This is a genomic window from Balneolaceae bacterium, from assembly GCA_034521495.1.
Taxonomy (GTDB): domain Bacteria; phylum Bacteroidota; class Rhodothermia; order Balneolales; family Balneolaceae; genus Rhodohalobacter.
The window spans coordinates 60,542-85,223 of sequence record JAXHMK010000002.1; the positions used below are offsets into that span (position 1 = coordinate 60,542).

The following is a 24,682-nucleotide window of genomic DNA, read 5'->3' on the forward strand; positions in this document are numbered from 1 at the left end:
TTGTTTTTTAAAACAACGAAGTACCGGTCATCTCTTCTGGCTGCTCCAGATCCATTATTTTTAGAAGAGTTGGGGATACATCGGCCAGAATACCATTCTTGAGCTCAGTATTTCTTTCTGAAACAAGTACAACAGGTACCGGGGCTGTAGTATGAGCTGTATGCGCACTTCCGTCTGGCTGAACCATGCAATCAGCATTCCCGTGGTCGGCTATAACCAAAACTTCATAGCCATTTTGCGTAGCTGCTTCAGTTACTTTTTTGAGTTGTTCATCAACTGTTTCCACAGCTTTTATGGCGGCTTCCATATCGCCGGTATGTCCAACCATATCGGGATTGGCAAAATTTACAATGACAAGACTGAAATCATTTTTCAATCCCTGTACCACTTTATCACCAACTTCAGCAGCGCTCATTTCAGGTTGCAGGTCGTAGGTTGCAACTTTAGGACTTGGTACCATAATCCGTTCCTCTCCGTCATTGGGTGTTTCCTCACCGCCATTAAAGAAGTAAGTAACGTGTGGGTATTTCTCTGTCTCGGCGATCCGAAGCTGTTTTAGTCCCTTTGCGCTGACAAACTCTCCGATTGTATTTTTTAAACGGGTAGGAGGGAAGGCCACATGAGCAAACGAGTTAAATGTATCATCATAATCGGTAAAAGTAACATAATGGAGGTCCAGATTCTCCATTTCAAAAGGAATATCTCCAACCTGGAAGAATGCTTTTGTTATCTGCCGTGCTCGATCTCCCCGAATGTTGAAGAATACAACTACATCGCCTTTTTCAATTCGGCTGTTTTCAGGTGTATTTATTAAGTGTGGTTTAAGAAACTCATCCGTTATATCGTTTTCATAACTCTGCTCAAAAACTTCTGATGCTTCATCAACTTCCTCTCCTTTTCCATGAATCAAAAGATCGTATGCTTTCTCAGTTCGTTCCCACCTGTTGTCGCGGTCCATTGCATAATATCGTCCGATAACGGAAGCAATTTTTCCAACGCCAATATTGTCGGCTTTCTTCTCAAACTTTTTCAAATATTCTGCACCGCCGTGGGGAGAGGTATCTCGCCCATCGGTAAAAGCGTGGACAAAAGCGTTCTCAAGATCGTATTTCTTTGCCATCTTGAGCAGGGCATACAGGTGTTCATTATTACTGTGAACTCCACCATCCGAAAAAAGCCCCATAAAATGGATTTTTCCTTTTTCTCTGGCCTTTTCGAAAGCCTCGGTCAGCATCTCATTTTCGAAAAACTCTCCGTCTCTGATGGATTTGTTTATCCGGGAAAGTTCCTGCCATACAATGCGCCCGGCTCCTATATTAAGGTGTCCCACCTCGGAATTTCCAAATTGGCCGTCTGGTAATCCTACATCTTCTCCGCTTGCAGAGAGTTGTGCATGGGGATATTTCTTAATGAGAGAATCAAAATATGGTTTACTGGCCTTTTCAACGGCACTAACTTCTGGATTCTCGGCAATTCCGAAACCGTCAAGTATAACAAGAAGGGCTTTAGACAATGTTACGATAGATTATTTACGTGAGTAGTAAGCTGTGATTTTTTTCGTGCTGCTCTATTCGGATGAATTATATTTTTTACAGCCAGTCTGTCAATTAAGCTTACTGCATCTTTTAAATGCTTTTCAGCTTGTTCTTTGTCAGTAGAATCCATCACTTTTTTTATAAGCGTTCGCATTTTAGAACGACGTGCGTTGTTGTGTGATCTGCGCTTCTTGTTTTGGCGCATTCGTTTGATAGCTGATTTATGCTGTGGCATAACGAATTAATAAAATTTATAAATACTCTTTTTGTTTACAGAATCATAAAATTAACGCTTCTGTATTCAACTTACAAGAAGGGATTGAATATTAAGTATAAAAAATTTAATTTAGCTGTTCTCTGATATGATCATAGTAATCGATGGGCCGGCAGGATCCGGCAAAAGTTCTACCGCAAAAAAATTAGCCGAATTGCTCGATATTCAATATCTCGATTCGGGTGCTTTATACAGAGCACTTACTTTTCTGTGGTTAAACAACGATAAACCTGATTTATCGGAGTTCTTTGACATGTTGCCGGAGGTTAACCTGGAAACCGAATATCGTGATCAACTGTTTCATGTAAAAGTGAATGGAAATGATATCACAAATAAAATTCGGACACAGCGAGTTGCAAATCATGTAAGTGAGATAGCGGCAAAACCGGAAGCCCGAATCTTCGTGAATCAATATATGAGAAAGCTTGTTATGCATGACACATATATAGCGGATGGAAGGGATCTTGGAACAGCTGTATTTCCTAACGCGGATTTGAAATTTTACATGGATGCATCATTGGAAGAACGGGCTAAGCGGCGATATCGCGAATTGATCTCTGTTGGATCTGATATTTCTTTTGAAGAAGTAAAAATTAACTTAATAGAAAGAGATCACAAAGATAGCAACAGGGCTGCCGATCCGCTCAAAAAAGATGCAGATGCAATATTAATTGATACGACCGGCAAGACATTTGAAGAACAACTGAAGGAAATGACTACTATTATCAGAAAGAAACTTAAACTAAAACAATAATTAAACCCTGTATTTCGAAAGTCGAAATGCAGTAGTATTTAACAGGTAATTAAATGACAGAAGACGTAAACAAAAACAAAGAACAACAAGAAGAAGTTGAGACTGCTGTTGCAACTGAAGAGGAAGTTGAAGAAACAACCGAAAGTGAAGAAGCCGTTGCAGAAGAAGCAACCGAAGAAGAAGAAACAGAAGACAGAGAGAGATCTGAAGAATCGATACCAACCTTTACCGGCGAGGTAGATGGAGATACCTACACATTTGATCAACTCCAGGCTGCATCTGAAGATTATACAGATGAAGAGTTTCATGAGCTGGCCGGTATGTATGAGAATACACTCAGTGAAATTGAAGAAAAAGAGATTGTTACAGGAATTGTTGTTTCTGTTGATGAAAAATATGTGATCGTTGATATCGGATTTAAATCCGAAGGTATTGTTCAGGCAAACGAATTTTCAGATAAAGTATTAGAAAACCTTGCACCGGGTGATGAAGTAGAAGTTTTTCTTGATAAAGTTGAAGACAGAGAAGGTCAGTTGATCCTTTCCCGTAAAAAGGCAGACATTCTCCAGGCCTGGGAAAACCTTGAAAGCTCTTATGAAACCGGTGAAGTTATTGAGGGATATATTCAGCGGCGTATTAAAGGGGGTATGGTCGTAGATGTATTTGGAATTGACGCTTTCCTTCCCGGATCACAAATTGATGTTCGCCCTGTTCGGGACTTCGACGCGTATGTTGGCAAAACCATGGAATTCCAGGTTGTGAAGCTCAACATGCAAGTTGAAAACGTTGTTGTTTCACACAGAGCTCTTATCGAATCTGACCTTGAAGATCAGCGCCAGGAAATTCTCGAAACCATCGAAGCCGGTCAGGTTCTCGAAGGCATCGTGAAAAATATTACCGACTTTGGTGTCTTTATCGACCTTGGAGGTGTAGATGGATTATTGCACATTACAGATCTCTCATGGGGCCGTGTTGAACATCCCGAAGAGATCGTTAAACTTGATCAGCGAATGAACGTTGCTGTTATCGACTTTGATGAAGAATCGAAACGAGTTTCTCTCGGATTGAAGCAACTTCAGCCACATCCATGGGATGATATTTTTGAGAAATATCCCGAGAACATGAGAGTTCAGGGACGTGTGGTTTCCATTGCCGATTATGGTGCATTTATAGAGCTTGAGAAAGGTGTTGAAGGCTTGATTCACATTAGTGAAATGAGTTGGACTCAACATATTAAGCACCCATCACAATTGGTTCAGAAAGACGACATTATTGAATGTGTGATTCTGAATATTAACGAAGATGAGAAGAAAATTTCTCTTGGTGTGAAGCAGCTTGAGAAAGATCCCTGGGAAGATCTTCTGGACAGGTATCCAATTGGATCAACCCACAAAGGAGAAATTCGAAACCTCACTAACTTTGGTGTGTTTGTGGAGCTCGAGCCGGGAATTGACGGACTTATCCACGTTTCTGACCTGAGCTGGACTGAAAAAGTTGAGCACCCGAACGAGGTTGTCGATAAAGGGCAAGAGATTGAGGTTGTAATTCTGGCTGTTGATTTTGACAACCGGCGAATCACACTCGGACACAAGCAAGTACAGGAAAATCCGTGGGAGAAATACGCGGAAGAGTACGGAATCGGCTCAAAAGTAGAAGGCGAAATTTCCAAGATCACCGACAAAGGAATGTTTGTGAAATTGGATCTGGGCGTTGACGCTTTTCTTGCCGGAAGTAAGCTTGAAGAACCTGTTGAAGACTTGAAAGAAAGCTTCGACGAAGGCGATAAGATTGAAGGTTTTGTCGTTGAGTTTGAAGAGTCAAGCAAGACTATCGAACTTTCACAACTTGAAGAGGATGTGAAGAAGAAAAAGCCAAAATCTAAAAAACCATCCAAGAAACCTGAGGATGTTGAAACAGGAACACCTACTTTAGGTGAAGTTTCTGGATTGGCAGATAAACTTGCTGAAAAAGAGAAGAACGGCGATAACTAAGTTACGCTACTCAATATTTATTGATAAAGGCCTCTTGTTACACAGGAGGCCTTTTTTTTATCTTTAAAAGAGATTCCTACTGCTCTTCTATAAAGAAAAACACAGCATCTTTAGAAGCATTTGTTGTACTTTTTACGTTACTGCCTGTCTTCCTGTTGTAGGTGTAAGCTACATTCCGTATTGAGTTCAACTCTTTATTTGTAGAATATTCAACCCGTATTGCATCACCATCTGGTTTGAGCTTAGAGATGGCCTCCCGTAATTTTTGGTACTTAGATCTGCTTTTTCTTGAAAACTTAATTTTAGATCTTGGTACAATGTTAATTTTCATAATTTTATAATTATGAGTTACGATCTAATTTTATAGACACTATAAATAAGAAATACTTAAAATTGCCTTATGTCAAGTATAATATTTTAAAATAGATATTTTAATTTTTTAAAAAGTGTCAATTAAAAAATAATTAAATATATATCTGCTAATATACAATTCAATACCATATTTACAGGTTACTCTACATTCTTCTTGATCAGTTTAATGAAAATGATGACAGTCTACAATGCTGTTAAAGTTATATCTATGATACGTTTACCGCTCAAAAGGAGTTCCGCCCGATGTGATGGGAAATGCAAAAACTTCATGGTCACTTTTCTGGTCAACCGGTAAACGCGTTATCCGTGTTAAATTGGTATAGGAAAGAAAAAAATATAGATGTAAAAGTACTCAAAGGAGGAGATAAATTAAAAAGAAGAATAGAGCCTACAGAAAATGCCCGAATTCTATGCAGAACCTGTTCTTTTATTGAATGATCTTTAGCTGTTAATCAAGTAATGAGACAACGAAACGGGATTAGTTAAGTCAAAATTGAATTTGACCACACCAGATAAGAACAGTCTTTTGAAGAAAGAGAATTTATGGAACCTGTACGTTAGAAAGAATTTTTTTGATGATATCTTCCGTGGTTATATTCTCGGCTTCCGCTTCAAAGGTTGGAATAATTCTATGGCGTAAAATATCAAGAGTTACTGTTCTAACGTCTTCCGGGGTTACATAAGCACGGTGCTGCATAAATGCGTGAGCTCGAGCAGCAAGGTTCATATTAATCGAAGCACGCGGTGATGCGCCGAAGGAGATTAAATCATCCAACTCAGTGATATTGTAATCTTCGGGGTTTCGGGTCGCGAAGATGAGATCCACAATATAATGTTCTACTTTTTCATCTACATAGATTTCGTTGATCACTTTTCGAGCTTCCAGGATCTGTTCCGGAGTTACTACGTGCTTCAGTTCCATTTTCTTCCCGGTTTTGGCCATTCGCCGCATAATTTCAAGTTCTTCGCTTTTAGACGGATATCCAATTTTCAGTTTTAACATAAACCGGTCTACCTGGGCCTCTGGCAGTGTGTATGTTCCTTCCTGCTCTACAGGATTTTGGGTGGCAAGAACAAGAAATGGCACTTCAAGTTTAAACGTCTCTTCTCCAATAGTTACCTGCCGCTCCTGCATCGCTTCCAATAAAGCACTTTGAACTTTTGCCGGCGAACGGTTGATCTCATCTGCCAAAACAATGTTTGAAAAAATCGGTCCTTTCTTTACCGTAAATTTCATCTCTTTCTGATTATAAATCAGTGTACCGATCAAGTCTGCGGGAAGAAGGTCGGGTGTAAACTGGATTCGCTGAAATTTTGTGTTAATGACTGTTGCCAGCGAAGAAACTGTAAGAGTTTTTGCAAGTCCCGGGACACCCTCAAGAAGCACGTGCCCATCGGCCAGAAGTCCAATCAAGAGGCGGTCAATCATGTAACGTTGACCAACGATTACTTTATTTAGTTCAGAATAAATATCATCAATAAATGCACTGTGTTTTTCAATTTTTTCACCCAGCGCCTGCATATCAACAGAAGTACTCATATATCAAATTTCAGTTAGATGTTGATGTTCAAATTGCTATCTTTTCAAACTCTTAAAAGCGGTTTATAATGAACGAATAATAATGATCAGCTGCAAAATTTTGATCCTTCAAAACAATAAATTTCAAAACTTTTAGAAGGTTGTCATACCGGCTATAACAGATTTATAAATGGATTTATTTCAAGCAATTTTTTTGGGGATTCTACAGGGTATTACTGAGTTTCTTCCCGTGAGCAGTTCCGGCCATCTTGTGTTAGCTCAATCGCTCTTTGGCCGAGAACTTGAAACAGGTATTACATTTGAGATTGTTGTTCACTTCGGTTCATTTTGTAGTATTGTATTATACTATCGAAAACTAATTTCCGAAATTCTCGGTGATCTGTTTAAAAGTGTTACGCCACGGGGTTTAAAAAGTGGTTTGTATAAGACTAACTCTAATGTAAAATTTTGCTTGTTTATTCTGATTAGTATGGTTCCGGCCATGATTGTAGGCTTTACGATGCAGGATAACATTGAACAACTTTTTATGAACCCGTTTTTTGTATCCTGTATGTTGATAGTGACTGGCACACTTCTATTTTCAACAAAATTTGTAACAGAACCTCAAAAAGAGGTAAACGGAGTTCGCAGCTTATTGATGGGAATAGCCCAGGCCTTTGCTATTATTCCCGGAATAAGTCGTGCTGGATCAACAATTTCGATTGGACTTTTTTCCGGAATGAGGCGAGAAGAAGTTGCCAATTTTTCTTTCTTGATGGTTTTACCTGTTCTTGCCGGTGCAATGCTGCTCGCTTTGTTAGACCTGATGGAAACTGGTATTGAAACAGCAGCTGTTATAACACTTGTAGCTGGGTTTTTTACCTCCTTTATTTCCGGTTACCTGGCTCTTAGTTATCTTGTGCGATTGTTGAAGAATGCTAAGTTCTATTATTTTTCCTACTACTGTTGGGTTGTGGGCATTGTAGGGTTGATCTATTTTTTTTAATAATGAAAAAGCCTCAATTCGCTTGATGGCATTTTTAAATTTGGGTACCTTAACGCTTGTATAATTAAACAATAAGAATGGATACATTTACTTTTATATTTTTAGCGGTTCTGGCTATCGGGTCGGGGTTGGGAATGGTTCTCAACAAAAACACTGTAAACAGTGCACTTTTTCTGGTACTCAACATGGTTTCCATAGCTGGGATTTACCTGTTGTTGCAAGCACAATTTCTGGCATTGATTCAAATTTTAGTGTATGCAGGTGCCATTATGGTGCTTTTTCTCTTCGTCATTATGTTGTTGAATTTGGATGATGAAAAATCACTTTTTAGTAAAGTACGCGCCAAATATATTTCAGCGTTTCTTCTTGGGGTAGTCGTTCTCAGCCTGATTCTTTACAGCCTGGAAGGTGTGGTTGAATTTCTGCCTGAAATCTCACCCGATATGCAAACGGCCGGTACAGTTGAAGCACTTGGCGATGTGCTCTACACAGATTACCTGTTTGCATTTGAAATGACTGCTATTCTGCTAACCGCAGCAGTTGTTGGTGCACTTATGATTGCGCAATACAAAAAAAGTAATAACGGAGTATCAGAATGATTGAGATTGATTGGTATTTAGCATTAAGTGCAGTTCTTTTTACTATTGGTTTGATTGGCGTACTTATTCGAAAAAATGCAATTGTGATCTTTATGTGTGTGGAATTGATGCTCAATGCAGTCAATCTGACACTTATATCGTTCAGTTCTTTCCATGGAGATGTAACCGGACAAATACTTGTATTCTTTTCCCTGGCAGTAGCCGCCGCGGAAGCTGTTATTGGGCTTGCTATTATTCTGGCTATCTTCAGAAACAATCTATCTGTAGATATCACGCAGGTTAATCTCTTGCGTTGGTAATAGCTGCAACATTAGATAAGCCGTTACTCTTTTCTAAAGTTTTTCTGTGGGTTTGCTATGTAATTGTGAAGGCTTTCCTCTTATAACTTGACAGAAAATTGCAATACAGAATAAATATGAGAGCTCTTGAAGGTGGAGTTTTATTACATTCAAACCCACTACTTTGAATGTAATAAGAAACAAATACGACTACTTCCTTAAACGTTGTTATTAAACGATAAAACTCAGAGCAAACACAAGGGCAAAGCCAACCACAGAGATAATCGTTTCCATGACTGTCCATGACTTTAGGGTATCCTTTTCACTCATTCCAAAGTATCGGTTCACCAGCCAAAATCCACTGTCATTAACATGAGATAAAGTTGTTGCGCCTGCTGCAATTGCTAAAACTATCAGGGCTTTGTGCGGCTCGCTTACATCAAAAGAGATTAGAATTGGTGAGAGGATTCCGGCAGCCGTAATCATTGCCACAGTGGCTGAACCTTGAGTCACCCGGACCGCAAGTGCAATTAACCATGCCAGGACTATAAGAGGCAATCCAAAATCGGCCATACCGTTTGCCAGCATTTCACCTACGCCGCTGTTCACCAAAACTTGTTTGAAAACGCCACCGGCACCGGTAATCAAAATAATAACACCCGCAGGCTTCATCGCTTCCATACTCAACTCAGATAGTTGTTCCCGGGTTGTTCCTCTTCGAACCCCCAACCAGTACATGGCAATAAGCACGGCAGCTGTAAGAGCACTAAATGGATGCCCGATAAAAATGACAGCTTCTGTCCAAAATCGTGGTTCTATCACGGCCTGGTCAAGAAGTGCTTCTGTAATGGTATTGCCTAAAATAAGAATCAACGGTACTGATATAATCAGGAGTAGAAGGGTGAAAGAGGGTAGATCTTCATCTTGATCTTCTTCATGCTCAACCATTTCCACATAATCCGGAACAGGTACATGAATTTTATTCGCGATATATTTTCCAAATACAGGTCCTGCAAGGATCGCTGTAGGTATTCCAACAATAAAGCCAAACAGTATCACCCATCCTAAATCTGCACCCAAAATATCTGCTACGGCAATAGGACCGGGAGTTGGGGGAATAAATGCATGAGTAACGGCCAAACCGGCAAGAAGAGGAATTCCATAATAGAGGAGTGATTTACCCGTATCTCGTGAGAGTGCGTAGATGAGCGGTACTAAAATTATAAAACCAACATCCAGGAAAACAGGAATAGCTACAACAAATCCGGTGAAAACCATTGACCAGGAGGCTTTATCGCGCCCAAACTTACGAATGAGTGTACGCGCTACTGATTCTGCCCCGCCGGAGTGCTCCAGGATCTGTCCGAAGATGGCTCCAAGACCCACTACAGTTGCCACAAAACCCAATGTTCCGCCCATTCCCTCTTGCATGCTGGTAAGCACATCTGTGGCGGGCATTCCGGCACCAATGCCTACAAAAACACTGGCAATGAGCAGGGAGATGAAAGCATTAACTTTAAATTTTGTTATTAAAAGCAGGAGGAGTGCAATTCCAAGAATGGTAGCAGCTAATAGCTGAAAATTTTCCATAAATTTGAGGTTTATTATTGATTTTCCCAGTCGGTGTGGAAGAACTGTCCCCTGGGTTTATCGATTCGTTCGTATGTATGTGCTCCAAAAAAATCACGTTGTGCCTGTATTAAATTTGCAGGCAGAGTATTAGATCGAAGTGTGTCATATAAGCTCATATAAGCAGACATACAGGGTACAGGTATGCCGGAATTGATGGCATGGCTGACCACAGATCTCCATCCCGATTGCAGTTCTGATAACTGTTCAGAAAAATCATCAAAAAGATAGAGATGTTTGAGATTGGGTTTTTTCTGAAAAACCTGTTCGATCTCTTTAAGAAGTACTGACCGGATAATGCAGCCGCCCTGCCAAATTTTTGCAATTGAAGAATAATTGATATCCCATTCAAACTCATCACTTACTGAGGAGATCATAAAAAATCCTTCAGCATAAGCAGTTAAACGGCAGGCAAGTAATGTTTTTTCCAGGTTTTCAATCAGCTCTTCCCTGTTGAAAGAAGCAGCACTAATTGAATTCTGTGTTTCTGAAAATTCATTTCGTATCTCAACTAAATTGGAAAAGAAACGTGCAAAAACAGCTTGCGAAATTCCCGGCAGGGCAACATTGTGCTGGAGAGCTTCAATTGCGGTCCATCGCCCCGTACCTTTTTGGGCGGCACAATCCAGTATTTTTTCAACCAGGGGTTCTCCGTCATCATCGGTAGCCATAAAAATCTTAGATGTAATCTCCATCAGATAGCTGTTCAAGGAGGTTTCATTCCACAACTTAAAAAGTCTGCCGATTTCGGCGGCTTGCATACCCAGCGATTCTTTCAGGATATGATAAACCTCTGCAAGCAGCTGCATATCAGCGTATTCAATTCCGTTGTGAACCATCTTTACAAAATGACCGGCTCCACCCTCGCCTACCCATCTGCAGCAAGGTGTACCATCAAATGCTTTTGCTGCAATATTTTCAAAGAAAGGCTTTATCTCGGGCCATGCCTCATGCGATCCGCCAGGCATCAGGCTTGGGCCAAAACGGGCGCCTTGTTCACCACCAGATACTCCCATACCAACAAATTGGACCCCATCGGATTGAAGTTTATTAATCCTACGTATAGTATCTCTGTAGTATGAATTTCCACCGTCAATAATTATATCACCTTTATCGAGGTGTGGTATAAGACTCTCCAATACCTGGTCAACCGGTTTACCGGCTTTTACCATCAGTAAAATTTTTCTGGGTGATTCGAGCGATTGAATAAACCCTACCAGTGAATCTGCCCCATAGAAATTCTTGTCTTGTCCTTCGGCCTTCATAAAATCCTGAACAATTGTCTCTTCACCCGGAGCTTTTCGGTTGAAAACACTCACTGAAAAACCGTTATCTTCAAGATTTAAAGCCAGGTTTCGGCCCATAACCCCAAGGCCATAAATACCTATTTGTAAGCTGTTCATCTGTATGTTTACTGTGTTAAAATTTTTGATTGGAATTCTTAGCTACCAAAGAAAGATTCAATATGAAATGTTTATAGACTGTTTGAAAATGTTGGTACATGATGAGTTTAATTATAACCAGTCGAATTGTTTATAGGAAGTTTGGAAAGTATTTTTTCGACAATTTTTTCCGGTTTGCGATCGATCGATACTCTTATAGCGTCTTCTGGTTTTTCCAATGCTCTGAATTGTGAAGTAAGCAGGTCGGGCGGCATGTAATGTCCCTTTCGTTTTTTTAGACGTTCTGATATCAGTTTTTTGGAACCGTCCAGGAAGATGAAAACCACTTCATTCTCGTTAAAATCTTTCTTCAATAACTCTCTGTAAGATTTTTTAAGAGCAGAACAGGCAAGAATAGCCCCGTCTTTCCTATTCCATTTTTTCATTGATGCATTCAGGTTTTCCAGCCAGGGTTTTCGATCTTGATCCGTGAGAGGGATGCCGGTACGCATTTTTTCAACATTAGCTTCCGGATGAAAATCATCAGCATCATAAAAAGGCAGGTTTAAATGGGATGCCAAAAGTTGGCCAATTGTACTCTTTCCACATCCCGATACACCCATTACAATAATTATCATCAATCAAGAATTTTTCAATTTCCATATTGAAGATCGTATTGAACGTGTAAGAATCCAAAAAGAAAACCTTAAACCCGGATTATTCAAAAAATAATGTAAAATATATGTTAAATGATTGATATTATAGTATATATAGGAGATTGGTTATAGCACAAATTTGAGTGTCGAAGTAAAAGATTGCGAAATTCCCCCGTGCACTACGTTGTCCTGTAAATCTAAATTGTTTTTGGGCCGGAAACGGAAAAATTCAGCTTCGTTTTGATCATACCAACATTGAACTGAACACCTATCTGGAACTTCGTGAAGTATCAATTGAAAAGGTGAATAGTAAGCTTTTAAGTTTGGATATATATCCCAAACATCCCCGTCAATTCGAAAATAAAGAGTATAAAGAGCGGTTAATAATTACCAAAGTATGAAGACTCTTTTTGAGATAGGCCTGTGGTAGAGGTGTATAATCATAAAGCTAACCAAACTGATTCCATTAGCCTGAATTCTTTTCTTCTTTTACCGATCCCGGAAGAGGAATTCCAAGACGCTTGGCGCGTTCTCTCCATTTTTGGCGGGCCAATTTTTGCATATCGTCAATGGCGTCAATCTCATCAACAATTTCCATTCCAAGCAATGTTTCCACAACATCTTCCATGGTTACAACCCCGGAGAACCCACCATATTCATCAACTACAACAGCTATATGTTCTTGTGATTCCAACAGACGTTCAAATAAAGTTTTAATGGAGATATTTTCAGGTAAAATCAAGACTTCCCGTTTGATATCCTTCAGTTTTTTTTCCTCGTTTCCTTCAGAGTAATTCAGGTAGATGTCATTTTTGAGAACATAACCGGTTATGTCTTCTTCATTTTTTCCATAAACAGGTATTCGGGAAACACGAAGATCATCCTTGGAACTCATAACCTCTTGAATGGTTAAATCCTCTGGAAATTTTACGACAACAATTCGAGGAGTCATAATATCTTTTACACGAAGAGAATTAAATCTAATCAGATTTTTAAAAATATTGGATTCTTCCTCCTCAAAAATACCCTCTTTATGTCCTATATCAGCCAATGCGCTAAACTCTTCTCTGCTAACAGAGGGCTGTTTTTCTTCGCTTGAGAGTAGATTTGTTATTCCTTTTGAAAGCAGTACAAGCGGGTAAGTTATAATGATTAAACCTTTGGTTGTTTTTGCAGCAAAACCTGACAGTTTTTTCCAATACGTAGCCCCAAGTGTCTTGGGTATAATTTCAGAGAATATGAGTATAGCGAGTGTTAAAATTATGGACGTAGCCGTAACATATGCATTCCCGAAAACAACCTGTGCCTGGGCTCCCACACCCGCAGCACCAATAGTATGAGCAATGGTATTAAGACTTAAAATGGCTGAGAGCGGCCTGTCGATATCTTTTTTTAATGATCGTAAAATATTACCGGAGGCATGTCCCTGTTTTTCAAGTACGGCGATGTATGAAGGTGTAATTGATAATAATACCGCCTCCAGGATAGAGCATAGAAAGGAGACTCCAATTGCAAGTGCCAAATAAAATAATAATAAACCCATATCGCCTAAAATAGGATAAATTGTAGTGAGGAGTAAACTTTAAGTGTCTTTTAAAATAAAAAACCGCAGCTACGAACTGCGGTTTCAATTAATCAAATTCCGGTTTTTTAGTATTTATGAAATTTCAATTTTCTTTGCTGTTTTTTCTTCGAGTTTTGGGATGGTGATATGAAGTTCACCATTTGTAAAAGTTGCATCCACATGTTCGCTGTCAACAATGTTGGGCAATGACAGAGCACGGCTAAATTTACCACGACCGGTCTCAACTCTGTGATATCTACGGCCGTTTTCTTTTTCTTCTTCTTTCCAACTGCGTTCTCCGCTCACAGTTAGCACGCTGTTTTCAATCTCAATATTAATGTCTTCTTTATCCATGCCAGGCAGAGCAAGTGTTACTTCAAATGTTGAATCTGTCTCTGCTACATCCATTTTCGGTACAAACCGATCTCTGTTCATGGTAGACATTTTATCAAACATCTGATCCATCAGGTCAGTAAAACTTTCAGGTCTGTTTCCATTCTGATCTTCAGGCATTGTTGGAAAATTTTTGGTCAACATAACTCTTCACCTCCGTTTTTTTTAAATCACGTTATCTCTTTTCTACTTCAGTATTGGTGAATACAAAATATATGCCAATGCCAATATCATGAAAAAAATGTCAAATTTATGCGATTCAAATTGACATTTTTTCAAATTTCAGTTTAAAAAATGACAGATTTCTTTAAGAATGGCAGTTTTAAAGATTACAAGAGTCAGGGACTCATCTATAAAATAAATGGAAGTAACTGAACCAATCAGACAAAATAGATAATCGCGAATACCACAAAGCTGAGAAGTATAAAGCTCATGACAACTTCCACAGCATGACTGTATTTTGCAGATTCTTGCTGCGTATCTGTGAATGGATTAAGCCAAACAAGGGGATCTTTGAATTTTTCAGTCATAAAACCGGCCAGCCAAAGTGTAGCATTTTCTGCGTAGCCGTAAAACCTATCCACATTTGTGACGAATACTTTTTCAGTCAGGGGTCGGGCTTTTCGATAGAACCAATCGAAATCTAAAAGAATGTTTTCAGTACCGGCAAATTTGTTTCTGAAGAGCCAGAAGCCGATGAATGCAAAGACAAGTATCTGAACCATCTCCACGAGGTGGTATACATCATACGGATGGTACTCTACAGGAAATGGCAGTTGACTGTAAAGCACATTCGGATAAAGGCCAATGAGGATACAGAAAAAAGCCCCAATTCCCATTCCGGCAATCATGTTTTTTGGTATTGGTTTGAGATCGGTAATCTCTTCTTTGGCCTCGCCGAACCATGTAAAGTAAGGCAGTTTCAAACCGCTGTGAAGGAAAGAGCCGATGGAAGCGATCGTTAATAACAGCATCCCCCATTCAAGATGAGCTTCTCCGGCTGCACTTACGACCATTGTTTTACTTGTGAATCCATTAAAAAGAGGTGCTCCTGAAACGGCTAAGCCACCAACCATGTAGAGAGCAACGACCGTTTTCATTTTGTTTGCGAGTCCGCCGAGTTCTGTGAGTTTACTTCTGCCCGTTACATAAATCACCGCACCGGCACCCATAAAGAGAAGAGACTTAAACAAAACATTGTTTACGGCGTGAGCAGCGGACGCATTCAGCGCCATTTCCGACCCGATTCCTACGCCTGCAACCATATAACCAATTTGGCTGACAATGGAGTAGGAAAGAATCTGTCGAATATCATTTGAGATGAGAGCAAAAATTGTCCCGTAAACTCCCATCATCACACCGATCCCAATTAGAATGCTCCATTCAGGGAACAGTCGAATCATTACATAGACGGCAGATTTGGTTGTGATAGCGCACATAAATATAGCGCCGGTGATCGTTGCTTTGGGATATGCATCAGCCAGCCATGCGTGCAGGGGAGGGACGGCTGCGTTTACGGCAATTCCCAGAAGCATCAGCGTTGAGGGCAGAGTAAATCGATAGGGCAGACTTTCAATCAGCAAAGAACCAGTGTGAGAGAAATGTAACAGAATTCCCGTCATCAATAGTCCTCCGCCAAACATATGGACGATCAGATAACGCATTCCGGCGCGATCCGTTTCGGCCGTTTTTCGTGCCCAGATAAGGTACACAGAACTGACTGCCATCAACTCCCAAAAGACAAAAAGAGTGAAATAATCACCGGCAAATGTAACCCCCAAAGCGCCACCTGCATAAACAAGTGCCGAGCTTTGCTGACCTACATCTTTCAAGTGCAATGCATAGACTCCGCCAATAATCGTTACAAGAGAAAATGCAATTCCAAATACTCTGCTGAGAGCATCCACGTGGACAGGTATCAGTTCGTATACCCCGAATACTAATGACATCGTTAAACCATTTGGATATTGCCAAAGCGATACCAATGCAATCAACGGGAACACCAAAAATGCTGAGGACCGCGTTTTTTCCGGAAGCAATGGAAGTAAAAATGCTCCCAGGATCATCACAACGGCCGGTATGAATAACAGATCAACGATCATAATATCCTTCTTTTCTATAGATCAACAGTTTGCCCAATCCTTTTGCTATATAGATGGTGAACACGCATCCCAGGAATCCAAAAATTCCATAAAATAGTGGAATGGAGTTCCACCAATGATGGTGATAATCCGCTAAAACCGTAAACTCGAGGATCAGGGTTATGAGAGCCAATACTCCCAAAACAATCCAGTGCCAGGTTTTCATAGTTCTGTTTGATTAAAAATGAACATCTTAACCTCCCGCAAATAAACTTCCTGCGATAGAGGTCGCCAAATCAAAAAAGCTAAAAAACAGGTTCGGAAACAATCCGAATAAAATTGATAAAACGGCGGTTCCAAAAAGCGGAACAACCATGAAAGGTGAAGCTTCTCCATATTTCTCAAGTCCTTCTCCTTTTCTAAAATAGGCCCGCTGAATAATGGGGAAGAAATAGCCAACATTCAGAAGTCCACTAATAATTAAGATAATAAGCGGTAATACCATATCTCCCTGTAGAGATCCCATAGCCAGGAACCACTTGCTCACAAAACCGTTAAGTGGCGGAACACCGGCGAGCCCCATGGAACCGATGGTAAACGCTGCCATGGTCCAGGGCATTACTTTTGCAATTCCATTTAACTGGCTGATGTTTTCGCGATGCAGGTTTACATAAATCGCACCAGCGCAGAAAAATAGAGTGATTTTCATTGTGGCGTGTGCAGCAATGTGCATGATTCCACCCTGCATTCCCAGGGGCGTTAAAAGTGCTATCCCAAGAACGATATAGGACAAATGTCCAACCGTTGAGTATGCCAGCCGACGTTTTAAATTATCCTGGGCAAAAGCGAGTAGCGATGCGAGAATTATCGTTGCTCCGGCCAAGACAATTAGAATATCGTTTAGGCCGTAAGATGCCATGACATCGGTGCCAAAGACATATCCAACAACACGAGTAACTGCAAACACACCGGATTTAACAACGGCCACCGCGTGCAGAAGAGCACTCACCGGGGTAGGAGCAGCCATTGCAGCCGGCAACCAGCTATGAAGCGGCATGATGCCTGCCTTCACTCCCACACCACCTAAAAACAGGATAAAGATGATCAGCATGGTTGTGTGAGAAACATTGGCGTCAGCGAAAATTCCGCCCGGATTAAACTCGATAGAACCAGTGTAGTAGTATGTGAGTCCGGCTGCAGCAATCAGCAAAAGTCCTGCGGTCAGTGTGTATGATAAATACTTTCGTCCCGCATTGATCGCTTTTTTAGTTTCCTTGTGAATAACAAGGGGGTAGGTAGCCAGTGTCAGCATTTCATAGAAGACGATAAATGTCAGTAGGTTGGCGGAAAACGCAATACCAATGGTGGCTGACAAACAGACGGCAAAACTCGCAAAATATCGTGTCTGTTTTTTCTCACCGGCACCCCGCATATAACCAATCGAATAAAAAGAAGTAAAGATCCACAATCCCGATGCGATGATAGCAAAGAAGACTCCAAGCGGGTCAGCATTGAGAGCAAACGGCATTCCGGGAGCCAGATCAAATAGGTGAAGCTCAACGGTTTGTCCGGCAATGGCACCGGGCAGAAGTGATAATACCAAACCGAATTTTATGATTCCTGCAAGGATCGTCCAGCCTTCGCGAAGGTTAGGCTTCGACGAACTGAATAAGATCAAAGGCACGGCAGCCAGTGATATTAAAATTGCCAGTAAAGGGACGATAGAGTTAGCCATTTATCGTTAATAAAATTTCTTTTTAAATGTCATATGGCATTTTGTGAGATCTTAAAAAATCCCCCTTTGAAGGGGGAAGTGAGCCAAGCGAGCAGGGGGATGACCTTCGTAATGTTGTGTTCATTAATAATTCAAATAACCCATCAACATCACTATAAATCATCCCCCATTGCCCCCTTCGAAGGGGGACACACTTCAACAAGTTCTTCAACCGTATATTACGTTTATATTTTTTCATTGCATCGGGAAAATACCCATCAGAAATCCAACAATAGCAGCATTTGCGAATCCAATAACAAAAAGACTGATTGCTAAAATCATCGTTGGAGTCAACATGCTTGCAGAAACCTCATTGTTTGTTACTTCAATATTTTCTTTTTGATCAGCTACATCAGGATTTTTCATATATACTTTTTCCAAAATTCTAAAAAAGTAAACCGCATTCAGCAGCGAACTGATCAGAATCACAGCTAAAAAGAGCCAATTCTCGTTGTCGATGGTTCCAAGTGCGAGGTACCACTTGCTAAAAAATCCGGCGAGGGGTGGTAATCCAACCATGGAGATAGCTGCAACCGTAAACGAAGCCATCGACCAGGGGTACTTTTTACGGAAGGAATCATCGAAACGTGTGATGTTTGTGTGACCTTCTTTCAATCTTAAATTTCCGGAAACCAGGAATAGACACGCTTTCATCACGGCATGATTAACTACATGCAACAGTGCACCGGCGAAACCAAATGGATTTGCCAAACTCAATCCCATGATGATATATCCAATCTGTGAGATACTACTAAATGCCAGCATCCGCTTCAGTTCGGTTTGCGCAATGGCCATTATTGAGCCGTATAAAATTCCGAGACATGCCAGTACACCAATGACGGTAGTGAGTGGTGCAACGGCATTCATAAGATCAACCCCAAAGAGATAGAGGACAATTCTGAATAACATATAGGCAGCAACCTTTGTGCCAATTGGGGCGATGAGTGCCGTGGAACTGGACGAGGCATAGGTATAAGCATCGGGTAACCAGCCGTGCATGGGAAAGAGGGCAGCTTTTACGCCAATTCCAACAATCATTAAAATTAATGCGGCAACGACTGCAGTATTGTCGGCAACCATTGGAAGCATTGCAGACATATCTATTAGATTAAGTGTGCCAGTGACGGTGTAAAGAAATCCGAGTCCAAACAGATAGAGTGTTCCGCCGGTAGTACCGATAATCAAATAACGGAATGCAGAAAATGGCGCCTGTTTTTCACCGATAGAAATCAGTGCATAGCTGGCAAGTGACGATATTTCAAGAAATACATAGAAGTTAAACAGATCACCGGTAAGCACCATCCCGTTGAAGCCGAGCATCATCAGCATGGTCATTGTAAAATAAGGCATCTCCTTGCCAGGATATTCCTTTTTTGAAATATGTTTTGAATGAATCAATATTAACAACGCTACCGAATTGATAACCAATACCATAAAAGAGGAGAGGCCATCATAAACAAACTCAATGCCAATCGGTGGTTGCCATCCGCCAAAAAAGTAGCGTATTGCCCCGTTGTTCAGATAATTGATGAAGCCGAAAAGTGATAAGGTAGCTGCCAAACCTGAACCAACTACGGCAAGTGGCTGGGAGAGTTTTCGGTTAAAGAGACCAAAAACCGGTATAAGTACTGCAAACAGTACAAACGCTAAAGCAATTAGAGCAGGAAGTTGTGTTTCAATCATGGATCTTTTTTATCAGTTCCTGTTCATCCAATGTTTGATACCGGTTGTAGATGGCAATCAGAAGTGTAAATGCCACTCCAAGTGTAGCCACGCCTACAACAATAGCCGTTAGCATGAGAGTATGGGGCAGGGGGTTCATATAATTTGCAACCTGTTCAACTGGAATCGAAGAATCGTAAACAGGTACAGTTGCATCCACCTTTGATGCTACAGATACGAAAAACAAGATTATTGCTGCCTGTAGAATTGCCAGTCCGATGGTTTTTTTAATCAAATTCTTTTTAAAAAGCATTCCATACAGGCCAATACAGAGTAGAATTATAGTAAACCAGTATGCGTAATGTCCAAATAAGAAATCAAGCATAGTCTTCCCCCTTTACCATATTGTCAAAAATCATGACAAGAATTGCTGCAACGGCCAACCCAACACCTACTTCAATAATTAAAATACCAGTATATCTGAGCCACATCGGTTCCATTCCGGGGATAGGCAGTTGTCCGTAATCCAGGAAATAACCCCCGGTGATCATTGCGGCGAATCCAGTTGCAAAATAGATTAAGACCCCTATAACCGCCAGCGGAGTGGTTGCAAATTCCTTTATTAGCAATCGAGAAACCCGGCGTCCGGTTGCTACGCGTATCAACAAAATGGCCGCTGCTAACAATGCACCGCCCTGGAAACCACCGCCGGGACTGTAGTGTCCGTGAAAAATTACATAAAGCCCGAATACCATGATGTAAGGAGCGAGAAAACGAGCTCCAAGAACAATAATGGGGCTGTTAAACTGACTTCTCATGAAAACCTCCTTCGTGATCTTCTTAAAACAAGAAGAGTAATAATGCCTGCAGTATAGATTACCACCTGTTCGCCAAACGTATCAATTGATCTGTAATCGCCCAGAACAACGGTTACAATATTTGGAGTGTGAGCATCATGATAGGCTTCTTGAATGTAATAGTTGCCGGCAACAGGAGAATCAACCATACTTCTTTGATCATGCATACGGTTGCCGGGATCGCCGCGGTAGGGCAGGTCGGATGCTGCATAAATTAACAAAGCAGCAAATAAGGCCATTATAAAAGCTTTCAGGTATTTCAATCTGCTGATTTTCTTGTGGTTTGATAGACAACTACGACAAAGAGGATACCGGTCACTCCGGCACCAATTACGGCTTCGGTAAAGCCAACATCAACTGCTCCCATCGAAATAAACAGAAGTGCCATTATAAAACTAAACACAGACATCATTACTACGGCAACCAGCATATCTTTTACTTCTAAAGCTACCACACCGGAAATAACCAAAAAGAGATAAAGTATAAGTTCTAATTCCCAAATCATGATTTACCTCTGTTTTTGGCATCTTCACTGAAAAAAGGTTGCAGCCCTCTTTTTATGGCAGATCGTGCCAGTGCGTGGGTGCCAATAGGGTTTGCAAGAGCAATAAAAAGAATAATGAAAATTAATTTTAGTCCACTCAAAGTAAATCCTTCATAAACCACTAATCCGGATATCACGAATATAATCCCAAGTGTATCACTTTTGCTGGAAGCGTGAGACCTGGAATAAAAATCGGGGAGGCGAAGTATACCGATGCTACCCATCAGTATAAATAGAATACCAATCACTACTAAAATTATGCAGATAATGTTTGATATGGCCATTCTAATCCCTCATTGCTTTTGATGATATAACATATTTTGCTATCACCAGCGAGCCGATAAAACCAAGAATAGCATAGGCTAAGGTAATATCAATAAACATATCGATCCGACCGTATAGAAACCCGATCAGGCAAATTAAAACAATCGTTTTTGTAGCAATGGCATTCGTTGCCAGGAGCCGGTCAAACAGAGTAGGCCCTTTTAAAACTCGAACAAGGGGAATCGCAATAATGATCGTTAAAATAATGGCACTATAAAGAAAAAATGTTTCCATCAGGCTGCTGCTCCCTCACTGCTCTTTATAATTTCAAAATCTTTTACGACCTGCCGTATTTCTGTTTGAAATAGCTGTAAGACCTGCCGGGGCATTTCATCACTTTGAAGGCCGGCATAGGAGGATGAATCAAGAGCGTGTATTGTAAACAGATCATCTTCAATATCGATGGTGAGTGTTCCGGGAGTGAGAGTAATGGAGTTGCCGAGAATCATTTTAGCATGCGAACTCGGCAGATCTGCCCTGAATTTCACAATTGTGGTTTCAATTGGCATCGTAGGCCTCATAATTACCCACAAAACATGAAAGCCCGAAAGTATAATTTGATAGATCAACCAGAAGCAGTAGATAATAAACCTGCCCAAACGAAGATCGTCAAGGTTATCCATGTCATCATCATAGAAACGATGCTTTTTCAATTGGTAATTAAAGATGATAACCCCTGCAACTGAGAGTACGCCAAACGTGATATGAATGGCATCGAGGAAACCACTCATAACAATCCAGAAGAGCATCAGAGAGATAAACGACAATGTTAGGCTAAAAAAAGAGAATTTTGACATCAGGTTCTTTGTAGCAGGTTTCCCCGTCATTGTGAGATTTAAACTTATTAAAAAAGTGGAATCACCTGCAATTAAATTTTATAACTTTTATTCATTTTACGATTTCGCTAAATTTTGCAGGGGTAAATGAGGTGTCATTTTTTGCCTTTTTTGACTGTAAAGTTGAGGAGAAGTTACCCCGAAATTTTAAGTTTAAGTATGTTAAAATATTTAATAACAGTAGTTTAATACATTTAACAAGTAGAAATAGTGATTTTGGGAAAATAACCGACCTTGAATAGTTGGCGGGAAAAAGGACAACGAGTGAACCGTGAGAAGAATCCTTTCATACCGGCGAGGAGCGAAATTTAAGGGCTGAAAGCCTGATGGACCATTGAAAGGATTCCACGGTGAACTCGTGTCCGCCGCCAAGTATTCACAGTCTTGATTTTTCGTTCTTTTGTATCAAGACAAAAGGACATACAACATGCAATAAGTTTACACTTTCAATAATGGGGTAAGTCCTCAAAGTTGAGGTATCGAAAAAAAATTAAAAGATGATGATATTTCCACCCTTTTAAGTTTAACTTGGAGAAGATTTTTGTATCTTTGCCACCTGAAAATATCACTAAAAACTTTTAGTGATGAATAAAAGCGCCAAAACTAAGTAACCTGTTAAATGGAATCACCCACAGCGCTCGTAAGTCTGATTATAGGTTTACCGCTACTCGGTTTTTTAATTAATGGAATTATAGGGCTATCCTCTACTGCGTACCGCAGTAAAAAAACACTGATTGGGATAATAGCCAATCTTGCTGTTTTTATTCCATTTCTATGTGCTCTCACACTCTTTTTAAATATTAATGCCGATTCTGGCCCCGCATTTGCGCACCTGTTTACCTGGATGGAAGCCGGTAGTTTTAGTGTGGATATTGCATACCAGGTTGATCAGCTCTCCTTGATAATGACACTCGTGGTTACAGGGGTGGGTGCACTCATTCATCTCTACTCGATTGGGTATATGGCCCATGATGAAGGGTTTTGGAAGTATTTTTCTTTTCTGAACCTATTCATTTTTGCAATGTTAAATCTTGTACTGGCAGATAATCTTTTGCTGTTATTCCTTGGATGGGAGGGAGTTGGACTTTGTTCTTACCTGTTAATCGGTTTCTGGTATGCCGACATGAGCAAATCCGATGCGGCGAAAAAAGCTTTCTTATATAATAGGGTAGGAGATTTTGCATTCCTTGTAGCTATTTTCATGATTTTTGAAACGGTGGGCAGTCTCAATTTTGAAGTGATACTTACCAGCCTTGAAGCGTTCACCGGGAACGATATTTTCTGGATTGGATTGTTAATGCTGATTGGCGCGACGGGTAAGAGTGCGCAGATTCCATTGTTTGTCTGGCTGCCGGATGCCATGGCCGGTCCAACCCCGGTATCTGCACTAATTCACGCAGCTACTATGGTCACATCTGGTATTTATCTGATTACCCGGATGTCACCCATGTATGTGTTGAGTCCTGAAGTTATGATGATTGTTGCAGTGATTGGTGCATTAACTGCAATTGTTGCAGCTACTATAGCAATTACGCAATATGATATCAAAGGAGTACTTGCATATTCAACAGTATCTCAGCTTGGCTTTATGTTTTTAGCATTGGGTTCAGGCGCATTTACGGCAGCAATATTTCACGTTATAACTCACGCTTTCTTCAAAGCATGTCTCTTCCTTGGCTCCGGTTCTGTAATTCACACAATGGAACATGTAGAGCATAAACTGCACGATAAGGGAAAAGACGTTCATTTTGATCCGCAGGATATTCGAAATATGGGTGGGCTCAGAAAGTATATGCCTTCCACCTATAAAACATTTTTAATTGCAACAATTGCTATTGCAGGCATTCCGCCATTGGCAGGTTTCTTCTCCAAAGACGAAATTGTTATGCACGCCTTTAACATGGGCTTTGGTGAGTATGCCGGAGCAATGTATTTCATTCTTTGGGGGGTAGCAACAATCACTGCATTCCTGACAGCATTTTATATGTTCCGCCTTACTTTCACCACTTTTCATGGCAGTTTTAAATTGCCCAAGCTTATCCAGGGAGCTGAAAATTCTGAACAGTACCTTCATGAAAGCCCGGCTACTATGACCACTGCACTTTGGTCGCTCGCAGGTCTTTCAATTGTAGGTGGATTTATTGGGTTGCCAAACTTCGTTTCAAAAACATTTGGCGGAGACGGTCATATTAACTGGCTGCACGAATGGCTTCACACCGTCGCTTCAGATATTCCACTAACACTTTCCGGTGCTGCGGAGTGGACCCTTATGATATTTGCAATCATTGTTGCAGTCGTATCAGTTTACATTGCTTACAAATTGTATGGCAACGATCAGCAGGAAGAATCCGATGCCTGGATCGCTTCTAAGTTTGGACCGTTCTACCAGGTTTGGAAAGATAAATACAGCCTCGATGAACTTTACGAAGGAGTCGTTGTTCACCCAATAGTTAAATTCTCCGATCGTGTTTTAGCTGTTTTTGATATGAAGATTGTGGATGGATTCGTGAACATGATAGCTGGAATTGTTCGAATTTCCGGAAGTTTATTACGATACATTCAAACCGGTGTTGCCAGCAATTATGCACTGTTCCTGATACTCGGAGTCATTCTTGTTTTAACCATATTATTGTTTTAAGAATCTGACATTAT

The 24,682-nt window shown here is 40.6% G+C and carries 26 protein-coding genes; 6 read left to right on the forward strand and 20 right to left on the reverse strand.

Going from position 1 to position 24,682, the window contains the following annotated elements:
- Positions 1–7: 7 nt before the first annotated feature.
- Both gpmI and rpsT read right to left on the reverse strand, forming a co-directional pair.
- Complete coding sequence (gene gpmI / locus U5K72_00420) at positions 8–1,513, reverse strand: 2,3-bisphosphoglycerate-independent phosphoglycerate mutase (GenBank protein MDZ7717265.1); 1,506 nt, start codon at positions 1,511–1,513, stop codon at positions 8–10.
- A 2-nt stretch (positions 1,514–1,515) separates the two neighbouring features.
- Positions 1,516–1,770 (reverse strand): 30S ribosomal protein S20, encoded by a 255-nt coding sequence (rpsT, locus tag U5K72_00425; protein ID MDZ7717266.1) that lies wholly within the window; start codon positions 1,768–1,770, stop codon positions 1,516–1,518.
- A 127-nt stretch (positions 1,771–1,897) separates the two neighbouring features.
- On the opposite strand from rpsT, the gene cmk reads away from it, so the two are divergent.
- Together cmk and rpsA are read left to right on the forward strand one after the other, a co-directional pair.
- Positions 1,898–2,563 (forward strand): (d)CMP kinase, encoded by a 666-nt coding sequence (gene cmk / locus U5K72_00430; GenBank protein ID MDZ7717267.1) that lies wholly within the window; start codon positions 1,898–1,900, stop codon positions 2,561–2,563.
- Positions 2,564–2,616: 53 nt separating this feature from the next.
- Positions 2,617–4,554: a 30S ribosomal protein S1 gene (rpsA, locus tag U5K72_00435; GenBank protein MDZ7717268.1), complete on the forward strand. Its 1,938-nt coding sequence runs from the start codon at positions 2,617–2,619 to the stop codon at positions 4,552–4,554.
- A gap of 76 nt (positions 4,555–4,630) precedes the next feature.
- Here rpsA and U5K72_00440 read toward each other — a convergent pair whose 3' ends face one another.
- Positions 4,631–4,885: a hypothetical protein gene (locus U5K72_00440; GenBank protein ID MDZ7717269.1), complete on the reverse strand. Its 255-nt coding sequence runs from the start codon at positions 4,883–4,885 to the stop codon at positions 4,631–4,633.
- A gap of 582 nt (positions 4,886–5,467) precedes the next feature.
- Positions 5,468–6,466, reverse strand: coding sequence for a MoxR family ATPase (locus U5K72_00445; GenBank protein ID MDZ7717270.1), 999 nt, complete (start codon positions 6,464–6,466; stop codon positions 5,468–5,470).
- A 169-nt stretch (positions 6,467–6,635) separates the two neighbouring features.
- Here U5K72_00445 and U5K72_00450 point away from each other — a divergent pair, with 169 nt between their 5' ends.
- From U5K72_00450 to nuoK, 3 genes are all read left to right on the forward strand, one after another.
- A complete protein-coding gene (locus U5K72_00450) occupies positions 6,636–7,451 on the forward strand; it encodes an undecaprenyl-diphosphate phosphatase (GenBank protein MDZ7717271.1) in 816 nt (271 codons plus the stop codon).
- 77 nt (positions 7,452–7,528) lie between these two features.
- Positions 7,529–8,050, forward strand: coding sequence for an NADH-quinone oxidoreductase subunit J (locus U5K72_00455; GenBank protein MDZ7717272.1), 522 nt, complete (start codon positions 7,529–7,531; stop codon positions 8,048–8,050).
- Positions 8,047–8,349 carry an NADH-quinone oxidoreductase subunit NuoK gene (nuoK, locus tag U5K72_00460; protein ID MDZ7717273.1) on the forward strand — a complete coding sequence of 101 codons (303 nt, stop codon included), beginning with the start codon at positions 8,047–8,049 and terminating at the stop codon, positions 8,347–8,349. The genes U5K72_00455 and nuoK overlap by 4 nt, the downstream gene beginning before the upstream one ends.
- 210 nt (positions 8,350–8,559) lie before the next feature.
- On the opposite strand, the gene U5K72_00465 is transcribed toward nuoK, so the two are convergent.
- The 16 genes from U5K72_00465 to U5K72_00540 all read right to left on the reverse strand — a co-directional run bounded on the left by U5K72_00465 (position 8,560) and on the right by U5K72_00540 (position 21,991).
- Positions 8,560–9,918: a gluconate:H+ symporter gene (locus U5K72_00465; GenBank protein ID MDZ7717274.1), complete on the reverse strand. Its 1,359-nt coding sequence runs from the start codon at positions 9,916–9,918 to the stop codon at positions 8,560–8,562.
- A gap of 14 nt (positions 9,919–9,932) precedes the next feature.
- A complete protein-coding gene (gene gnd, locus U5K72_00470) occupies positions 9,933–11,360 on the reverse strand; it encodes a decarboxylating NADP(+)-dependent phosphogluconate dehydrogenase (GenBank protein MDZ7717275.1) in 1,428 nt (475 codons plus the stop codon).
- 107 nt (positions 11,361–11,467) lie between these two features.
- Positions 11,468–11,977, reverse strand: coding sequence for a gluconokinase (locus U5K72_00475; protein ID MDZ7717276.1), 510 nt, complete (start codon positions 11,975–11,977; stop codon positions 11,468–11,470).
- A gap of 484 nt (positions 11,978–12,461) precedes the next feature.
- Positions 12,462–13,538, reverse strand: a complete 1,077-nt coding sequence (locus tag U5K72_00480; GenBank protein MDZ7717277.1) for a hemolysin family protein — start codon at positions 13,536–13,538, stop codon at positions 12,462–12,464.
- Positions 13,539–13,652: 114 nt separating this feature from the next.
- Complete coding sequence (locus U5K72_00485; protein ID MDZ7717278.1) at positions 13,653–14,096, reverse strand: Hsp20/alpha crystallin family protein; 444 nt, start codon at positions 14,094–14,096, stop codon at positions 13,653–13,655.
- 236 nt (positions 14,097–14,332) lie between these two features.
- Positions 14,333–16,054, reverse strand: coding sequence for a Na(+)/H(+) antiporter subunit D (locus U5K72_00490; GenBank protein MDZ7717279.1), 1,722 nt, complete (start codon positions 16,052–16,054; stop codon positions 14,333–14,335).
- On the reverse strand, positions 16,044–16,259 hold the full coding sequence (locus U5K72_00495) for a hypothetical protein (protein MDZ7717280.1): 216 nt from the start codon (positions 16,257–16,259) through the stop codon (positions 16,044–16,046). The genes U5K72_00490 and U5K72_00495 overlap by 11 nt, the downstream gene beginning before the upstream one ends.
- 27 nt (positions 16,260–16,286) lie before the next feature.
- A complete protein-coding gene (locus U5K72_00500) occupies positions 16,287–17,768 on the reverse strand; it encodes a monovalent cation/H+ antiporter subunit D family protein (protein ID MDZ7717281.1) in 1,482 nt (493 codons plus the stop codon).
- 234 nt (positions 17,769–18,002) lie between these two features.
- Positions 18,003–19,490 carry a monovalent cation/H+ antiporter subunit D family protein gene (locus U5K72_00505; GenBank protein ID MDZ7717282.1) on the reverse strand — a complete coding sequence of 496 codons (1,488 nt, stop codon included), beginning with the start codon at positions 19,488–19,490 and terminating at the stop codon, positions 18,003–18,005.
- Positions 19,483–19,854 (reverse strand): cation:proton antiporter subunit C, encoded by a 372-nt coding sequence (locus tag U5K72_00510; protein MDZ7717283.1) that lies wholly within the window; start codon positions 19,852–19,854, stop codon positions 19,483–19,485. Before U5K72_00510 ends, U5K72_00505 begins: the two co-directional genes overlap by 8 nt.
- A complete protein-coding gene (locus U5K72_00515) occupies positions 19,847–20,287 on the reverse strand; it encodes an MnhB domain-containing protein (protein ID MDZ7717284.1) in 441 nt (146 codons plus the stop codon). Before U5K72_00515 ends, U5K72_00510 begins: the two co-directional genes overlap by 8 nt.
- Complete coding sequence (gene mbhE / locus U5K72_00520; protein MDZ7717285.1) at positions 20,284–20,589, reverse strand: hydrogen gas-evolving membrane-bound hydrogenase subunit E; 306 nt, start codon at positions 20,587–20,589, stop codon at positions 20,284–20,286. The genes U5K72_00515 and mbhE overlap by 4 nt, the downstream gene beginning before the upstream one ends.
- Positions 20,586–20,831 carry a hydrogenase subunit MbhD domain-containing protein gene (locus U5K72_00525; GenBank protein ID MDZ7717286.1) on the reverse strand — a complete coding sequence of 82 codons (246 nt, stop codon included), beginning with the start codon at positions 20,829–20,831 and terminating at the stop codon, positions 20,586–20,588. Before U5K72_00525 ends, mbhE begins: the two co-directional genes overlap by 4 nt.
- On the reverse strand, positions 20,828–21,154 hold the full coding sequence (gene mnhG, locus U5K72_00530) for a monovalent cation/H(+) antiporter subunit G (GenBank protein ID MDZ7717287.1): 327 nt from the start codon (positions 21,152–21,154) through the stop codon (positions 20,828–20,830). Before mnhG ends, U5K72_00525 begins: the two co-directional genes overlap by 4 nt.
- A 1-nt stretch (position 21,155) precedes the next feature.
- The gene (locus tag U5K72_00535) at positions 21,156–21,428 is read right to left on the reverse strand and encodes a monovalent cation/H+ antiporter complex subunit F (protein ID MDZ7717288.1); all 273 of its coding nucleotides are present in this window, start codon (positions 21,426–21,428) and stop codon (positions 21,156–21,158) included.
- Entirely contained in the window at positions 21,428–21,991 is a 564-nt protein-coding gene (locus U5K72_00540; GenBank protein MDZ7717289.1) for a Na+/H+ antiporter subunit E, read from the reverse strand. The genes U5K72_00535 and U5K72_00540 overlap by 1 nt, the downstream gene beginning before the upstream one ends.
- 658 nt (positions 21,992–22,649) lie before the next feature.
- Between U5K72_00540 and nuoL the strand changes: the two genes are divergently transcribed.
- The gene (gene nuoL / locus U5K72_00545) at positions 22,650–24,668 is read left to right on the forward strand and encodes an NADH-quinone oxidoreductase subunit L (GenBank protein MDZ7717290.1); all 2,019 of its coding nucleotides are present in this window, start codon (positions 22,650–22,652) and stop codon (positions 24,666–24,668) included.
- Positions 24,669–24,682 lie beyond the last annotated feature (14 nt).

Coding starts and splice junctions, on each gene's coding strand:
- U5K72_00510 (MDZ7717283.1), bottom strand. CDS start 19,854: ATGCTTGATTTCTTATTTGGACATTACGCATACTGGTTTACTATAATT.
- U5K72_00450 (MDZ7717271.1), top strand. CDS start 6,636: ATGGATTTATTTCAAGCAATTTTTTTGGGGATTCTACAGGGTATTACT.
- U5K72_00455 (MDZ7717272.1), top strand. CDS start 7,529: ATGGATACATTTACTTTTATATTTTTAGCGGTTCTGGCTATCGGGTCG.
- U5K72_00440 (MDZ7717269.1), bottom strand. CDS start 4,885: ATGAAAATTAACATTGTACCAAGATCTAAAATTAAGTTTTCAAGAAAA.
- U5K72_00480 (MDZ7717277.1), bottom strand. CDS start 13,538: ATGGGTTTATTATTATTTTATTTGGCACTTGCAATTGGAGTCTCCTTT.
- U5K72_00465 (MDZ7717274.1), bottom strand. CDS start 9,918: ATGGAAAATTTTCAGCTATTAGCTGCTACCATTCTTGGAATTGCACTC.
- U5K72_00490 (MDZ7717279.1), bottom strand. CDS start 16,054: ATGATCGTTGATCTGTTATTCATACCGGCCGTTGTGATGATCCTGGGA.
- U5K72_00505 (MDZ7717282.1), bottom strand. CDS start 19,490: ATGATTGAAACACAACTTCCTGCTCTAATTGCTTTAGCGTTTGTACTG.
- U5K72_00445 (MDZ7717270.1), bottom strand. CDS start 6,466: ATGAGTACTTCTGTTGATATGCAGGCGCTGGGTGAAAAAATTGAAAAA.
- cmk (MDZ7717267.1), top strand. CDS start 1,898: ATGATCATAGTAATCGATGGGCCGGCAGGATCCGGCAAAAGTTCTACC.
- U5K72_00485 (MDZ7717278.1), bottom strand. CDS start 14,096: ATGTTGACCAAAAATTTTCCAACAATGCCTGAAGATCAGAATGGAAAC.
- rpsT (MDZ7717266.1), bottom strand. CDS start 1,770: ATGCCACAGCATAAATCAGCTATCAAACGAATGCGCCAAAACAAGAAG.
- U5K72_00500 (MDZ7717281.1), bottom strand. CDS start 17,768: ATGGCTAACTCTATCGTCCCTTTACTGGCAATTTTAATATCACTGGCT.
- mnhG (MDZ7717287.1), bottom strand. CDS start 21,154: ATGGCCATATCAAACATTATCTGCATAATTTTAGTAGTGATTGGTATT.
- U5K72_00540 (MDZ7717289.1), bottom strand. CDS start 21,991: ATGTCAAAATTCTCTTTTTTTAGCCTAACATTGTCGTTTATCTCTCTG.
- nuoL (MDZ7717290.1), top strand. CDS start 22,650: ATGGAATCACCCACAGCGCTCGTAAGTCTGATTATAGGTTTACCGCTA.
- U5K72_00525 (MDZ7717286.1), bottom strand. CDS start 20,831: ATGATTTGGGAATTAGAACTTATACTTTATCTCTTTTTGGTTATTTCC.
- U5K72_00535 (MDZ7717288.1), bottom strand. CDS start 21,428: ATGGAAACATTTTTTCTTTATAGTGCCATTATTTTAACGATCATTATT.
- U5K72_00475 (MDZ7717276.1), bottom strand. CDS start 11,977: ATGATAATTATTGTAATGGGTGTATCGGGATGTGGAAAGAGTACAATT.
- U5K72_00515 (MDZ7717284.1), bottom strand. CDS start 20,287: ATGAGAAGTCAGTTTAACAGCCCCATTATTGTTCTTGGAGCTCGTTTT.
- nuoK (MDZ7717273.1), top strand. CDS start 8,047: ATGATTGAGATTGATTGGTATTTAGCATTAAGTGCAGTTCTTTTTACT.
- gnd (MDZ7717275.1), bottom strand. CDS start 11,360: ATGAACAGCTTACAAATAGGTATTTATGGCCTTGGGGTTATGGGCCGA.
- rpsA (MDZ7717268.1), top strand. CDS start 2,617: ATGACAGAAGACGTAAACAAAAACAAAGAACAACAAGAAGAAGTTGAG.
- U5K72_00495 (MDZ7717280.1), bottom strand. CDS start 16,259: ATGAAAACCTGGCACTGGATTGTTTTGGGAGTATTGGCTCTCATAACC.